This is a genomic window from Streptomyces sp. NPDC055103, assembly GCF_053607625.1.
In genome coordinates, this window is sequence record NZ_JBSGTX010000049.1 from 1 (window position 1) to 13,232 (window position 13,232).

Consider the following 13,232-nt stretch of genomic DNA (forward strand, 5'->3'; position numbering starts at 1 on the left):
GTGTTGAACGACGGCAGGATCGCCGCCGAAGGCACCGCCGAGGAGCTCAAGCGCCTCGTCCCCGGCGGACACGTACGCCTCCGCTTCACCGACCCCGCCGCCTACCGGTCCGCCGCCGATGCCCTGCGCGAGGTCACCCTCCCCCAGGTTCTCGGCTCCGCTCGAGCAGGGGGTACCCCCATCGACGAGGCGCTGACGCTGCGGATCCCCAGCGACGGCAGCCAGCGCGAACTCCGCTCCCTCCTCGACTGGCTGGACTCGGTCGGCGTCGAGGCGGACGAACTGACCGTGCACACCCCCGACCTCGACGACGTGTTCTTCGCCCTGACCAGCGGCAGCCACGTCCCCGACCAGCCCAGGAAGGACGCCCGATGAGCTCCCTCTCCCTCGCCGTCCGCGACTCGAACACCATGCTGCGCCGCAACCTGCTCCACGCGTGGCGCTACCCGTCCGCCACCCTGAACCTGCTGCTCACACCGATCATGATGCTGCTGCTCTTCGTCTACATCTTCGGCGACGTCATGAGCGCGGGCATCGCCGGCGGCGGCGACCGTTCCGACTACATCGCCTACATCGTCCCGGGCATCCTGCTGATGACCGTCGGCAGCACGGTGATCGGGGCGGCGGTGTACGTCTCCATGGACATGACCGAGGGCCTCATCGCCCGCTTCCGCACGATGGCGGTCTACCGCAGTTCGGTGATCGTCGGGCACGTCGTCGGCAGCGTGCTGCAGTCGGTCGCCAGCGTGGTCCTCGTCGGCGCCGTCGGCGTCGCCATCGGATTCCGGTCCACGGACGCCACGGCCCTGGAGTGGCTGGCGGCGTTCGGCCTGATCGCGCTGTTCGCCCTGTCCCTCACCTGGATCGCGGTCGGCATGGGCATGGCCAGCCCGAACCCGGAGGCGGCCAGCAACATGGCCATGCCGCTGATCCTCCTGCCGCTCATCTCCAGCGCCTTCATCCCTGCCGAGACGATGCCCGGATGGTTCCGGCCGATCGCCGAGTACCAGCCCTTCACCCCCGCCATCGAGACCCTCCGCGGCCTCCTCCTCGGCACCGAGATCGGCAACAACGGCTGGCTCGCCCTCGCCTGGTGCGCCGGCCTGACCGCCCTCGGCTACCGCTGGTCGACGGCCCGGTTCAACCGCGACCCGGAATGAGCGCGGGCCGCCTCCCGCAGCTCGTCCGCTCCAGGGCGGGGTGGGTGCGGCACTGTCGTCAGTGGTGCACGACACCCGAGTCCGGCACCGGTCCGACACCGGCAGTACACATGGGAAGGGCCCCACCCCGGGGCGAACTGGGGTGGCGCCCTTCCTGTTTGTGCTGCTTGTTCAGGCTACTCCTGGACGGTGCGGCGACGCCGCATCCACCACACCAGGGCCGCGCCGGTGGCGGCGATCGCCGCGGCGATGCCGGAGATCAGGCCGATCGGGGTGTCCGATCCGGTGTCGGCGAGGCCGCCGTCCGGGTCCGGCCGGTTCGGCGGAGGTGTCGCGCCCCCGCTGCCGCCGGTGTCGCCGTTGCCGGGTTCGGTCGGGTCCGGGTCCGGGTCCGCCGACGTGGGCGGGGTAGTCGGCGTCGGATCGGTCGGCTTCGGCGTCGGCGTCGGCGTCGGCGTCGGCGTCGGGTCGGGCTTCCCGCCATCTGTCGGGGCTGTGCCGTTGCCGCCCAGGAACGCGGTGTCGCTGTCGCGGGCGGAAGTCTCCGTGCGGACGGAGTCCTTCGTCTCGCGGGGCAGTTCACGGTGCTGGGCGGTGAACTCGAGTGCGGTGATGTTCCGCTTGGGGGCCTTTGCGAAGTCGATGCCGCCGACGAAGAACGTGTAGATCCGGCCGTCGCCGAGGGGCCATTCGTAGGTGAAGTCGCCCTCGGTGAAGGACTTCACCATCTCCCGCCACACGGTCCGCTTGTCCCAGTGGGCGTTCTCACCGCGCAGCGGCCACCGCTTCAGGTTGTTGCTGTCGATGATGGGACGGAAGTCGGTGGCCTTCTTCGCGTCCTGCTGGCGGATCCACTCGGCCGCGACGCGGGACTTGTAGACACGGCGCAGGTCGGCGTACTTGGCGTCGGCGTTGATCTGCTTCTCGACATGCGGGACGAGGTACTGGGTGATCAGCCGGTGGCTGCGCTCCTTCTCCTCCTTGCTGAGCTTCTTCGAGCAGTCCTCTCCCTGTACGGGGGTGTCGAAGTCCATCGCCGCGTGGTTGACCTCCAGCGGGGCGTCGAGGATGTAGATCCCGCCGTCCTGCTCGCGGACCTTCGCCCGGCCGGGAACGATCCAGTTGCGTCCCGATCCCCAGCACGGCACCCCGTCGACCTTGGGGGCGGCCTCCATGAACTCCTTGCCCGGGGACTTCTTGGGGTCCATGGCGCGGGAGAAGTCCCGCTTCATCTCCATGTCGGCTACGAGGAGGACACGGCCGGCGTCGGTTTCACCGAACGCCTTGTCCATGATGGTGTCGGGCTGGTCGGGGTTGAGGTTCACCCACTGCCGGTCCGGGGTGAGCGCCAGCCACGTGAACAGGGCATCGGAGGCCAGTTCGAGCTTCGTCTGTCCGCCCCAGCCCGGGTTGTCGTCCTCATCGGGCATGAGGTCGGCCTTCATGGAGTAGTCCAGGGCCTTGCCCTTGACCGGGTTGCCGACGTACTGGAGCTCCAGGGTGGAGAAGTCCACGCCGCCCGGGCCCCGGCCGAGCGCGGACCGGGCGTTGTCCGCCAGGTACTGGTTCTGCAACTGCCGGGCCTGGGCCGGGTTCTGTCCTGACCCGTAGGCCATCGAGGCGCCCGGGCCCTGGGTGCCGCGGTTCGGCAGCGGGTTGAACACGTTGTACGTCTTCGTGTACTTCGTCTCCGGCCACAGGCCCTTCGCGGTCGCCCGGCGCTCCGCGATCCGGATCGGATTGTTCCCCGTCCCCCGCTCCGACCGCAGCTTGTCGTTCTCGGCCTTGTAGTCGCGGAGGGTGGCCCCGTTCGGCTTCTCCGACGTGAACATCGTCAGGCGGTGCCGGGTGAAGTCGTGCTTCGCGTCCTTGTGCCGCAGGATGATCCTGTCGGCCCGGAGCTGGGCCGGCTTGCGCTTCCCGTCGGACTTGAACTCCCCCAGGTCACCGGTGCGCTGGTTGTAGGAGTCGTACCGCCGGGAGGCGATCTTCTTGCCGTCCTTGTCGAAGATCTCGATCGTGACCTCGCACAGCCAGTCAGGGCCGACCATGTTGAAGTCCTGAACCGCCTTGACCTCGAACACGCCCCCCTTCTGCTTGCTGACCTGCGCGCTGATCAGGTTGACCTTCCAGCTGCCGAACGGCTTGGGGCTGTTCGACTCGTTCCGGTGCCGCTGGTAGCGGGAGTAGATCGCTTTGCGCATGTCCTCCGGGTCCTTGGAGGCCTCGTACGCCTTGTCCCACTTGTCGATGTCCGCGCGGCTGCCGGTGACCTGCCCCAGCTCGGCCGCGGTGGGCGCGGGAACGTTCTCGAAACCCTTGAACGCGTTGTTGTAGTAGTACTCCTCGTCCGGTCCGGACTTCGTCCAGTGGTGCTCACCCGTCGGCGCACCCGAGTTGTTCGGCGTACGCGGGACGGTCCTCTTCAGGTGCATCTGATCGCACCGCTTGCCGCCGGTGATCTTCGCGTAGTCCCCGGGCGCGGCCGACGCGACGGACGGCAGGCCGACCAGCAGTACCGCCGCCGAGGAGACGACCGCCAGCGCGGCGGATAGGCGCCTTTTCAGGCGCTGTCGTATAGGTGTGCTCACGTAGTGTCCCTGGTCGTGGGGGCCATGGGACTCAAGACTGCGAGGGCAGGCCGGACAAGGGCCCCCGTATCGTGCCCGCTCCTGCCGACACACCACACTAGAGGCCATCAACACCTCTGGTACAAAGCGTTGTTGACGTGCCGTGTGATAACTCCGCGAAGATTCTGCGCGGGCGACAGCACGGTTCTGTAGGTTTCTGACCATGACCACACCCCGCTCCGCATACGACTCCACCCGCCACCCCGACCTCCTGGTCTGGCTCACCGAACGCCAGGCCGCCTTCGAAGGCTGGGCCCGGGAAGCCGGCGGGGGCGTCGACCGGTTCGACTTCTCCGACGCCTCCCTCGACGCCTTGGAAGACCTCGTCAAGGAGTCATTCGCCGAGCCGGAGGAGATCACCGCACAACGCCGCTCCCCCTTCGTCCAGGGTGCCGTGTGGTACATCGGCGAGACCCTGCGCCGACGGCGCGAGGGCTGGGTGTGGAAGTTCGAACCGGACGTCACCTTCGGCCTGCTCCCGGCGTTCTATCCGGAGGTCCCGGACCCCGCGTACCTGGACACCCCCTGCGTCGGCGCACCCGACGCCAAGCCCGGCGAACACTGGTACCCCCTGAACACACTGCGCCGACTCCTCGTCACCGAAGACGAGTTCGACAACCCGATCGACGAACGACTCGTCGGCATGATCGAAGGCTGGTACGACGAAGACGAGGAGGACGACGAGTAACCGGCTGTCGACGCGATCACCAAAGACCCTGCCCAGCAGCCTGCCTGTTCGTCTCACCAGGAGATATCCATGAGGATGTTGATCAACGTTCCGGAGACCGTCGTCGCCGACGCGCTGCGCGGGATGGCCGCCGCACATCCCGAGCTGGTCGTGGACGTGGAACAGCGGATCGTCGTGCGGCGGGACGCGCCCGTGGCCGGGAAGGTCGCGCTGGTGTCCGGGGGCGGGTCCGGGCACGAGCCGTTGCACGGAGGGTTCGTGGGGCCCGGAATGCTGTCGGCGGCGTGTCCCGGGGAGGTCTTCACGTCGCCCGTGCCCGATCAGATGGTGCGGGCCGCGGCGGCCGTCGACAGCGGCGCCGGGGTGCTGTTCGTCGTCAAGAACTACACCGGCGACGTGCTCAACTTCGAGATGGCGGCGGAGCTCGCCGAGGACGAGGGCATCCAGGTCGCGAAAGTCCTGGTCGACGACGACGTGGCGGTGACGGACAGTCTGTACACGGCGGGGCGGCGCGGGACCGGGGGCACCCTGTTCGTGGAGAAGATCGCCGGAGCCGCCGCCGAGGAGGGCGCTCCCCTGGAGCGGGTGGAGGCGATCGCCCGCCGGGTCGACGAGCGCTCGCGGTCCTTCGGGGTCGCGCTGAGCGCCTGCACCACCCCGGCCAAGGGCAGCCCCACCTTCGATCTGCCAGCGGGTGAGCTGGAGTTGGGTGTCGGCATCCACGGCGAGCCGGGGCGCGAGCGGCGCGCGATGATGACCTCTCGGGAGATCGCGGACTACGCCGTCGACGCCGTCGTCGAGGACCTGCGCCCGTCCGGGCCCGTGCTCGTCCTGGTCAACGGCATGGGCGGGACGCCGCTGCTCGAACTGTACGGCTTCAACGCCGAGGTGCAGCGGGTCCTGGGCGAGCGCGGGATTCCCGTGGCCCGGACGCTCGTCGGGAACTACGTGACGTCGCTCGACATGGCCGGCTGCTCGGTCACCCTGTGCCAGGTGGACGAGGAGTTGCTCCGTCTGTGGGACGCGCCGGTGGAGACGCCCGCGCTGCGGTGGGGCCGGTGAGTCACCTTAGGGGAGACGGAGCGGGATACGGAGAGGCAGAGGGAGTGGGACAGGGAGTGGAGGGAGTCGGCATGAGCTTGACGTTCGGTGCGTCGTTCCTGGTGCGGTGGCTGGAGGCGACCGCCGTGGCCGTGGACCGTGAGGCCGACCGGCTCACCGAGCTGGACTCGGCGATCGGCGACGCCGACCACGGCGCCAATCTGAAGCGCGGGTTCTCGGCCGTGGCGGAGCTGCTCGCGAAGGAGCCGCCCGCGACCCCCGGTGCGGCGCTCGTCGCCGCCGGGCGGCAGCTGATCTCCACGGTGGGCGGGGCCTCGGGGCCGCTGTACGGGACGCTGCTGCGCCGTGCCGGCAAGGCGCTGGGCGACGAGGAGCGCGTCGACCGGGAGCGGCTCGCTGAGGCCTTCGGCGCCGGTGTCGCCGCCGTGTCCCAGCTGGGCGGCGCCCAGGTGGGCGACAAGACGATGCTGGACGCGCTCGTCCCGGCCGTGGAGGGTCTGCGGAGCTCCTTCGGGGCGGCGCGCGCGGCGGCCGAGGAGGGCGCGCTCGCGACCGTACCGCTCCAGGCACGCAAGGGCAGGGCCAGCTATCTCGGCGAGCGGTCGATCGGGCACCAGGATCCCGGAGCGACGTCGTCGGCGCTGCTCTTCGCTGAGCTCGCCGAGACGGCTCGCGCGGAGGGTGCCGAGTGAGCGCGGTGAGCGCCACGGCGCCGGTCGGGATCGTGCTGGTCTCGCACAGCGCCGAGGTAGCGGCCTCGGTGGCGGCGCTGGCCCGGGGGCTCGCGGGCGGCGGCGGGACCGCGCCGATCCTGCCGGCCGGCGGGCTTCCCGGCGGCGGTCTCGGGACGAGCGCCGAGCTGATCTGCGAGGCGGCGAAGGCCGTCGACGGCGGCGCGGGGGTGGCGCTCCTGGTCGACCTGGGCAGCGCGGTCCTGACCGTGAAGGCGCTGCTCGCCGAGGGCGACGAGCTGCCGGAGGGCGCCCGTCTGGTGGACGCGCCGTTCGTCGAGGGCGCGGTCGCGGCGCTGGTGACGGCGAGCGCGGGCGGGGATCTCGACGCGGTGGCCGCCGCGGCCTCGGAGGCGTACAGCTATCGCAAGGAGTGAGGGTTTCACCCGGGCGCGGGACACGTCGCACCCCGACTTGATAGGCAAGTGAGCGGTTGCCTATCCTGGGGTCGTGGCCGACGACCTTTTCAAAGCCCTGGCCGACCCCACCCGCCGCACGATCCTCGACGAGCTCGCGGAGAAGTCCGGACAGACACTGTTCGAGATCTGCTCGCGGCTGAGCATGAGGCATCAGCTCGGCATCTCGCGCCAGGGAGTCTCCCAGCACCTCGCCGTGCTGGAGGCCGCCGGGCTCGTCGAGACCAGGCGGGAGGGCCGCTACAAGTTCCACGACCTGAACACGGCCCCCTTGCGGCACATCACCGAGCGGTGGCCCGTGGCCGACGCACCCGGACCGGAGAAGAGCACCCCATGAAGATCCACCTGACCAGCGTCTTCGTCGACGACCAGGCCAAGGCCGAGCGTTTCTACACCGAAATCCTCGGCTTCGTGAAGAAGCACGACGTCCCGCTGGGCGAGACGGACCGGTGGCTGACCGTCGTCTCGCCCGACGAGCCCGCCGGCACCGAGCTCCTCCTGGAGCCCGCCGGTCACCCCGCGGTCAAGTCCTACCGCGACGCGCTCGTCCAGGACGGCATCCCGCTGGCCCAGTTCGCCGTCGACGACGTGCGGGCCGAGCACGAGCGCCTGACCGGCCTCGGCGTCCGCTTCACCCAGGAGCCCCTGGAGATGGGCCCCGTCACGACCGCCGTCTTCGACGACACCTGCGGCAACCTGATCCAGATCGCGACGAAGCCCCAGGTGTAAGCAGGAGTGGCAGGAGTCATGAGCGGGAGTAGCCGTTCCGCGCGTCAGTCGAGGTCGACGTCGGTGCCGGTGCCGGTACCGGTGCCGGTGCCGTGCCGGTGCCGGTGACGGTGTCGAGCACGGCGTCGACCTCGATCTCGACGAGCCATTCGGGGTCGATGAAACGCGAGACCTCGACGAAGGTCGTGACCGGCCGGACCGCCGCGAACCGTTCCCCATGGGCGCGCGCGGCCTCCTTCCAGCGGGTCACGTCGGTCAGCATGACCCGCGTCCGTACGACGTCCTCCGACGAGGCCCCCGCCGCCTTCAGGGCCGCCTCGGCGATGTCCAGACACCGGACGGTCTGCGCGTACACGTCCCCCGGCGCGACGACGCCCCCGTCGTCGCCGATGGGAGCGGTCCCCGCGACCGCGACGTGCGCCCCCTTGCGTACGGCCCGGGAGAACCCGATCTCCGGTTCGAGCGGCGAACCGGAACTGACCGTCCGTCGGCCGTCATCCATCGCTCCGCACCCCTTCACGTTGTGATGTACCTGATCAACGCACTAGTGTCGCAGGGCCTTGGTGTACGGGAAACCGGTGCGGTACCGGTGCGGCCCTCGCCACTGTGATCGGGAGTTCCGGCTCCACACCCGCGGGAGACACCCTCGGGCAAGCCACTGGACCGTCGTGGGATACCGCCTCGGTGTGGGAAGGCGGAGTCGGGACGTATGACCGTCAGCCAGGAGACCGGCCAGGGTGCGTTGTCCATCCACGAGGTGCTGGAGAGGGTCTCCCGACCATGCATATAGCCGAGGGGTATCTGCCCCCCGCTCACGCCGCCGCCTGGGGCGTCGCGGCCGCTCCGTTCATCGTCCACGGGGTGCGCGCGCTCACCCGCGAGGTACGGTCCAACCCCGAGTCCACCCTGCTGCTCGGCGCTTCCGGCGCCTTCACGTTCGTCCTTTCGGCGCTCAAGCTGCCCTCGGTTACGGGCAGTTGCTCGCATCCGACGGGTACGGGGCTCGGCGCGATCCTCTTCCGGCCGCCGATCATGGCGGTCCTCGGGACGATCACCCTGCTCTTCCAGGCCCTGCTGCTCGCCCACGGCGGGCTCACCACGCTCGGCGCGAACGCCTTCTCGATGGCGATCGTCGGGCCCTGGGCGGGGTACGGGACCTACCTGCTGGTGCGCCGGTTCGGCGCGCCGCTGATGGTCGCCGTCTTCTGCGGCGCGTTCGTCGCCGATCTGTCCACGTACTGCGTCACGACCGTGCAGCTCGCGCTGGCCTTCCCTGACCAGGGCAGCGGCGTCATGGGCGCCCTGGCCAAGTTCGGTTCCATCTTCGCCGTGACGCAGATTCCGCTCGCGGTGAGCGAAGGCCTGCTCACCGTGCTCGTGATGCGGCTGCTCACCCAGTCCAGCAAGGGCGAGTTGACCCGGCTGGGCGTCCTGGGCCGGACCGTGACGAAGCGACGCGAGGGGGCGGCTCCGCGATGAGCGTCACCGTCAGCCGGAACACGAAGATCAACGCCCTCCTGCTGCTCGTCGTCGCCGCGCTCGCGGTGCTGCCGCTCGCGCTGGGGCTCGGCGACCACAAGGAGGAGCCCTTCACCGGGGCGGACGCGGAGGCGGAGACCGCGATCACGGAGCTCCAGCCGGAGTACGAACCGTGGTTCAGCCCCCTGTACGAGCCGCCGTCCGCGGAGATCGAGTCGGCGCTGTTCGCCCTCCAGGCGGCGCTGGGCGCCGGTGTCCTCGCGTACTACTTCGGCGTACGGCGCGGACGACGCCAGGGCGAGGCCCGCGCCGCCTTGGCGACGGCTTCGGTAGCCGCAGAGGCGGCTGAGGCTGCCGAGGCCGTTGAGGCCGCCGGGACCTCGGAGACCGCCGGCACCGCAGACGCCGCGAAGGCCGAAGACGGCGCCGCGCACTCCGCCTCGGCGGGCTCCGGTACCTCCGCCGACGGCAAGGACGCGTAGCCGCCCATGCTGCCGATCGACGCGGCGGCGCACAGCAGTCGCTGGCGCCGCCGCCATCCCGTCGAGAAGGCCCTGCTCGGTTTCGGCCTCACACTGTGCGCGGTGTGTCTGCCGCCGTGGCCCGGTGCCGTGCTCGTCGCGGCGGCCACGCTCGTGGTGCTGCTCGGCCCGGCCGGGGTGGCGGGCCGTCAGCTGTGGCGGGCCTTCCGTGTCCCCCTCGGCTTCTGCGTCACGGGAGCGGTGCCGCTGCTCTTCGAGGTGGGTGGGCCGCGCGGGTTCGTGGCTCTCGCGCCGGGCGGCCCCGTCCACGCGGGCGAGCTGCTGCTCCGGACCGCGGCCGCCTCGCTGGGGGTGCTGCTCTTCGCCTTCACGACGCCGGTCTCCGACGTGCTCCCCCGGCTCGTCCGGGCGGGGGTGCCGGCTCCCGTGGTGGACGTGGCGCTCGTGATGTACCGGATCATCTTCCTGCTGCTCGACTCGCTGTCCAAGATCCGACAGGCCCAGGCGGCCCGCCTCGGGCACGCCACCCGGGCGGCCACCTGGCGTTCGCTCGCCGGGCTCGGAGCGACCTCGTTCGTCCGCGCCTTCGACCGGGCGCAGCGCCTGCAGTCGGGGCTCGCGGGGCGGGGCTACGACGGGAACCTGCGGGTCCTGGTCCCCGCCGCCGCGGTCTCCCGCCGGTTCCTGACGGCGGTGGCCGCCCTGCTCTGCGGGCTCGTCGCCCTCACCCTCGTACTCGAAAGGTTCCTGCCGTGACCGCTCCGACGGCCCCTCCACCGGCTCCCTCGACGCCCCCTCCGACTCCCGTCGTGGAGCTGGTGGGGACGGGCTTCGCGTACGAGGACGGGCCCGCGGTCCTGTCCGGTGTCGACTTCGCGGTGCCGGAAGGACGGTCGATCGCGCTTCTCGGGCGGAACGGCAGCGGCAAGACGACGCTGCTGCGGCTGCTCAGCGGCGGGCTGCGGCGCGGCAGCGGGTCGCTGCTCCTGGACGGGACGGAGGTGACGTACGACCGGAAGGGGCTGACCCGGCTGCGGACGACCGTGCAGCTCGTGGTGCAGGACCCGGACGACCAGCTGTTCGCGGCCTCGGTCGGTCAGGACGTGTCCTTCGGCCCGATGAACCTCGGGCTGCCGGAGGAGGAGGTACGGCTCCGGGTGCGGGAGGCCCTGGAGGCGCTCGACATCGTGGCCTTGGAGGACCGGCCGACGCATCTGCTGTCGTACGGGCAGCGCAAGCGGGCCGCGATCGCTGGCGCGGTGGCCATGCGGCCCCGGGTTCTGATCATGGACGAGCCGACGGCCGGGCTCGACCCGCACGGGCAGGAGCGGCTCCTCGACGCCCTCGGGCGGCTGCGCGCGTCCGGGACGACGGTGGTGATGGCGACGCACGACGTGGATCTCGCGCTGCGCTGGGCGGACGAGGCCGCGGTGCTCTCCCCGGCCGGCCTGCGGACCGGGCCGGTCGCCGAGCTCCTCGCCGACGACGCCCTGCTCGACGCGGCGCGGCTGCGGCGGCCGTGGGGCACGACCGTGGCGCGGCTGCTGCGCGCCCACGGGCTGCTCGCGCCCGGTGCGCCCGAGCCGCGTACGCCGGAGGAGCTGGACGCCTGGTCGGCTGTCGCACCGCTTGCTACTGAGTAGTAGATATCACGTCCCGAACCTTCTGCAACTAGTTGCATAACGGAGTGGGGTCCCCTAGAACTGAGGTCGACGGATCCTGCGCGAGGAGGCGCCCCCCATGACCGCGACCCCCACCCCCACCCCGTACCCGCATCTGCTGAGCCCGCTCGACCTCGGGTTCACGACCCTGCCCAACCGGGTGATCATGGGCTCGATGCACATCGGCCTGGAGGAGGCGGAGCACGGCTTCGAGCGCATGGCCGCCTTCTACGCGGAGCGCGCCCGCGGCGGCGCCGGCCTGATCGTCACCGGCGGCATCGCGCCCAACGACGCCGGCCGCCCCTGGGACGGCGGGGCCAGGCTCACCACCTCCGAGGAGGCCGCCGAGCACCGGGTGATCACCGACGCCGTGCACGGCGAGGGCGGCCGGATCGCGCTGCAGATCCTGCACTTCGGCCGCTACGCGTACCACCCCGCCCTCGTCGCGCCCAGCGCGATCCAGGCCCCGATCAGCCCCTTCGTACCGAACGAGCTGACCGACGCCGAGGTCGAGCAGACCGTCGAGGACTACGCGCGCTGCGCCGAGCTCGCCAAGGAGGCGGGTTACGACGGCGTCGAGGTCATGGGCTCCGAGGGCTACCTCATCAACGAGTTCATCGCCGCGGCCACGAACCGGCGCACCGACCGGTGGGGCGGTTCGTACGAGAACCGCGTCCGCTTCCCGTTGGAGATCGTCCGCCGGATCCGTGAGCGGGTCGGCGAGGACTTCATCCTCGTCTACCGCCTCTCCATGCTGGACCTCGTCCCCGGCGGCTCCACCCTGGAGGAGGTCGTCCAGCTCGCCAAGGAGATCGAGGCGGCCGGCGCGACCATCATCAACACCGGCATCGGCTGGCACGAGGCGCGCATCCCCACCATCGCCACCTCCGTGCCGCGCGGCGCGTACACCTGGGTGACGAAGAAACTGATGGGCGCGGTCTCCGTCCCGCTCGTCACCAGCAACCGCATCAACACCCCCGAGATCGCCGAGGAGATCCTCGCCGACGGCCGGGCGGACCTCGTCTCGCTGGCCCGTCCGTTCCTCGCCGACCCCGCCTTCGTCGCGAAGGCGGCGGAAGGCCGCGCCGACACGATCAACACCTGCATCGGCTGCAACCAGGCCTGCCTCGACCACACGTTCAACCTGAAGACCGCCTCCTGCCTGGTCAATCCGCGCGCCTGCCACGAGACCGAGCTCGTCCTCTCCCCCACCCGCCTCGCCAAGCGGGTCGCGGTGGTCGGCGCGGGCCCGGCCGGGCTCGCCTGCGCGGTGTCGGCGGCCGAGCGCGGCCACGCCGTCACCCTCTTCGACGCCGCCGCCGAGATCGGCGGCCAGCTCAACATCGCCAAGCGCGTACCGGGCAAGGAGGAGTTCGACGAGACCCTGCGCTACTTCCGCGTTCAGCTCGCCGAGCACGGCGTCGAGATCCGCCTCAACACCCCGGTCGCCTCGGGCGACCTGGACACGTACGACGAAGTCGTCGTCGCCACCGGCGTCTCCCCGCGCACCCCCGGCATCCCGGGCGTGGACCACCCGAGCGTCGTCAGCTACCTGGACGTACTGCGGGACGGCGCGCCCGTCGGCGAGCGGGTGGCGATCATCGGCGCCGGCGGCATCGGCTTCGACGTCGCCGAGTTCCTCACGGACGGCGGGGAGGGCGCGAGCCAGGACCCCGAGACGTACTTCCGCCAGTGGGGCGTCGACACCTCCTACGAGAACCGGGGCGGACTGCGCGCGCCCGAGCGCACCGCGCCGCCGCGCCAGGTGCACCTGCTCCAGCGCAAGAGCTCCAAGGTCGGCGCGAGCCTCGGCAAGACGACGGGCTGGATCCACCGCACCGAGCTGAAGCACCGGGGCGTCGCCATGGTGGCGGGCGTGTCGTACGACCTCATCGACGACGAGGGCCTGCACGTCACGATCGACGGCGAGGCCCAGCTGCTGCCGGTCGACACGATCGTGCTGTGCGCCGGCCAGGAGCCCCGGCGGGACCTGTACGAGGAGCTCGTCGCCGCGGGCCGCTCGGCGCACCTGATCGGCGGCGCGGACGTCGCCGCCGAGCTGGACGCCAAGCGGGCGATCGACCAGGGCACGCGGCTCGCCGCCGCGCTCTGATCACCGCGCTCCGATCACGGCGCTCCGATCACGGCGCTCCGATCACCGCACTCCGATCCGCGTGGCCGGCCGAATCTAGGA

14 protein-coding genes, 1 pseudogene and 1 riboswitch are annotated in these 13,232 nt (G+C 71.0%); of the genes and pseudogenes, 13 read left to right on the plus strand and 2 right to left on the minus strand.

Annotated elements, in window-relative coordinates; all coding sequences use genetic code 11:
* A pseudogene (locus ACWFR1_RS27270) lies at nucleotides 1-375 on the plus strand (ABC transporter); the annotation flags it as partial.
* Complete coding sequence (locus ACWFR1_RS27275; RefSeq protein ID WP_453555495.1) at nucleotides 372-1,160, plus strand: ABC transporter permease; 789 nt, start codon at nucleotides 372-374, stop codon at nucleotides 1,158-1,160. The pseudogene ACWFR1_RS27270 and the gene ACWFR1_RS27275, both read left to right, overlap by 4 nt.
* A 176-nt stretch (nucleotides 1,161-1,336) precedes the next feature.
* Here ACWFR1_RS27275 and ACWFR1_RS27280 read toward each other — a convergent pair whose 3' ends face one another.
* Entirely contained in the window at nucleotides 1,337-3,751 is a 2,415-nt protein-coding gene (locus tag ACWFR1_RS27280) for a hypothetical protein (RefSeq protein ID WP_453555497.1), read from the minus strand.
* A gap of 202 nt (nucleotides 3,752-3,953) precedes the next feature.
* Between ACWFR1_RS27280 and ACWFR1_RS27285 the strand changes: the two genes are divergently transcribed.
* The 6 genes from ACWFR1_RS27285 (at nucleotide 3,954) to ACWFR1_RS27310 (ending at nucleotide 7,416) form a co-directional block, all read left to right on the plus strand.
* Complete coding sequence (locus ACWFR1_RS27285) at nucleotides 3,954-4,478, plus strand: hypothetical protein (RefSeq protein ID WP_453555499.1); 525 nt, start codon at nucleotides 3,954-3,956, stop codon at nucleotides 4,476-4,478.
* 69 nt (nucleotides 4,479-4,547) lie between these two features.
* Nucleotides 4,548-5,540: a dihydroxyacetone kinase subunit DhaK gene (dhaK, locus tag ACWFR1_RS27290; RefSeq protein ID WP_453555500.1), complete on the plus strand. Its 993-nt coding sequence runs from the start codon at nucleotides 4,548-4,550 to the stop codon at nucleotides 5,538-5,540.
* A 71-nt stretch (nucleotides 5,541-5,611) separates the two neighbouring features.
* Nucleotides 5,612-6,232: a dihydroxyacetone kinase subunit DhaL gene (gene dhaL / locus ACWFR1_RS27295; protein ID WP_453555502.1), complete on the plus strand. Its 621-nt coding sequence runs from the start codon at nucleotides 5,612-5,614 to the stop codon at nucleotides 6,230-6,232.
* Nucleotides 6,233-6,237: 5 nt separating this feature from the next.
* Nucleotides 6,238-6,648: a PTS-dependent dihydroxyacetone kinase phosphotransferase subunit DhaM gene (locus ACWFR1_RS27300; protein WP_453555590.1), complete on the plus strand. Its 411-nt coding sequence runs from the start codon at nucleotides 6,238-6,240 to the stop codon at nucleotides 6,646-6,648.
* Nucleotides 6,649-6,721: 73 nt separating this feature from the next.
* Nucleotides 6,722-7,024 (plus strand): ArsR/SmtB family transcription factor, encoded by a 303-nt coding sequence (locus tag ACWFR1_RS27305; protein WP_453555504.1) that lies wholly within the window; start codon nucleotides 6,722-6,724, stop codon nucleotides 7,022-7,024.
* Nucleotides 7,021-7,416, plus strand: a complete 396-nt coding sequence (locus ACWFR1_RS27310) for a VOC family protein (RefSeq protein WP_453555506.1) — start codon at nucleotides 7,021-7,023, stop codon at nucleotides 7,414-7,416. The genes ACWFR1_RS27305 and ACWFR1_RS27310 overlap by 4 nt, the downstream gene beginning before the upstream one ends.
* 16 nt (nucleotides 7,417-7,432) lie before the next feature.
* Here the strand turns inward: ACWFR1_RS27310 and ACWFR1_RS27315 are convergent, their stop codons facing one another.
* Entirely contained in the window at nucleotides 7,433-7,918 is a 486-nt protein-coding gene (locus tag ACWFR1_RS27315; RefSeq protein ID WP_453555508.1) for a RidA family protein, read from the minus strand.
* 42 nt (nucleotides 7,919-7,960) lie between these two features.
* Nucleotides 7,961-8,167, plus strand: a riboswitch (cobalamin riboswitch).
* 29 nt (nucleotides 8,168-8,196) lie between these two features.
* Here ACWFR1_RS27315 and ACWFR1_RS27320 point away from each other — a divergent pair.
* The 5 genes from ACWFR1_RS27320 to ACWFR1_RS27340 all read left to right on the plus strand — a co-directional run bounded on the left by ACWFR1_RS27320 (nucleotide 8,197) and on the right by ACWFR1_RS27340 (nucleotide 13,151).
* Complete coding sequence (locus ACWFR1_RS27320; protein WP_453555510.1) at nucleotides 8,197-8,895, plus strand: energy-coupling factor ABC transporter permease; 699 nt, start codon at nucleotides 8,197-8,199, stop codon at nucleotides 8,893-8,895.
* A complete protein-coding gene (locus ACWFR1_RS27325) occupies nucleotides 8,892-9,377 on the plus strand; it encodes an energy-coupling factor ABC transporter substrate-binding protein (protein WP_453555512.1) in 486 nt (161 codons plus the stop codon). The genes ACWFR1_RS27320 and ACWFR1_RS27325 overlap by 4 nt, the downstream gene beginning before the upstream one ends.
* A gap of 6 nt (nucleotides 9,378-9,383) precedes the next feature.
* Complete coding sequence (gene cbiQ / locus ACWFR1_RS27330; protein WP_453555514.1) at nucleotides 9,384-10,133, plus strand: cobalt ECF transporter T component CbiQ; 750 nt, start codon at nucleotides 9,384-9,386, stop codon at nucleotides 10,131-10,133.
* Complete coding sequence (locus ACWFR1_RS27335; protein ID WP_453555516.1) at nucleotides 10,130-11,020, plus strand: ATP-binding cassette domain-containing protein; 891 nt, start codon at nucleotides 10,130-10,132, stop codon at nucleotides 11,018-11,020. Before cbiQ ends, ACWFR1_RS27335 begins: the two co-directional genes overlap by 4 nt.
* A 97-nt stretch (nucleotides 11,021-11,117) precedes the next feature.
* Nucleotides 11,118-13,151 (plus strand): oxidoreductase, encoded by a 2,034-nt coding sequence (locus tag ACWFR1_RS27340; protein WP_453555518.1) that lies wholly within the window; start codon nucleotides 11,118-11,120, stop codon nucleotides 13,149-13,151.
* Nucleotides 13,152-13,232: the final 81 nt, after the last annotated feature.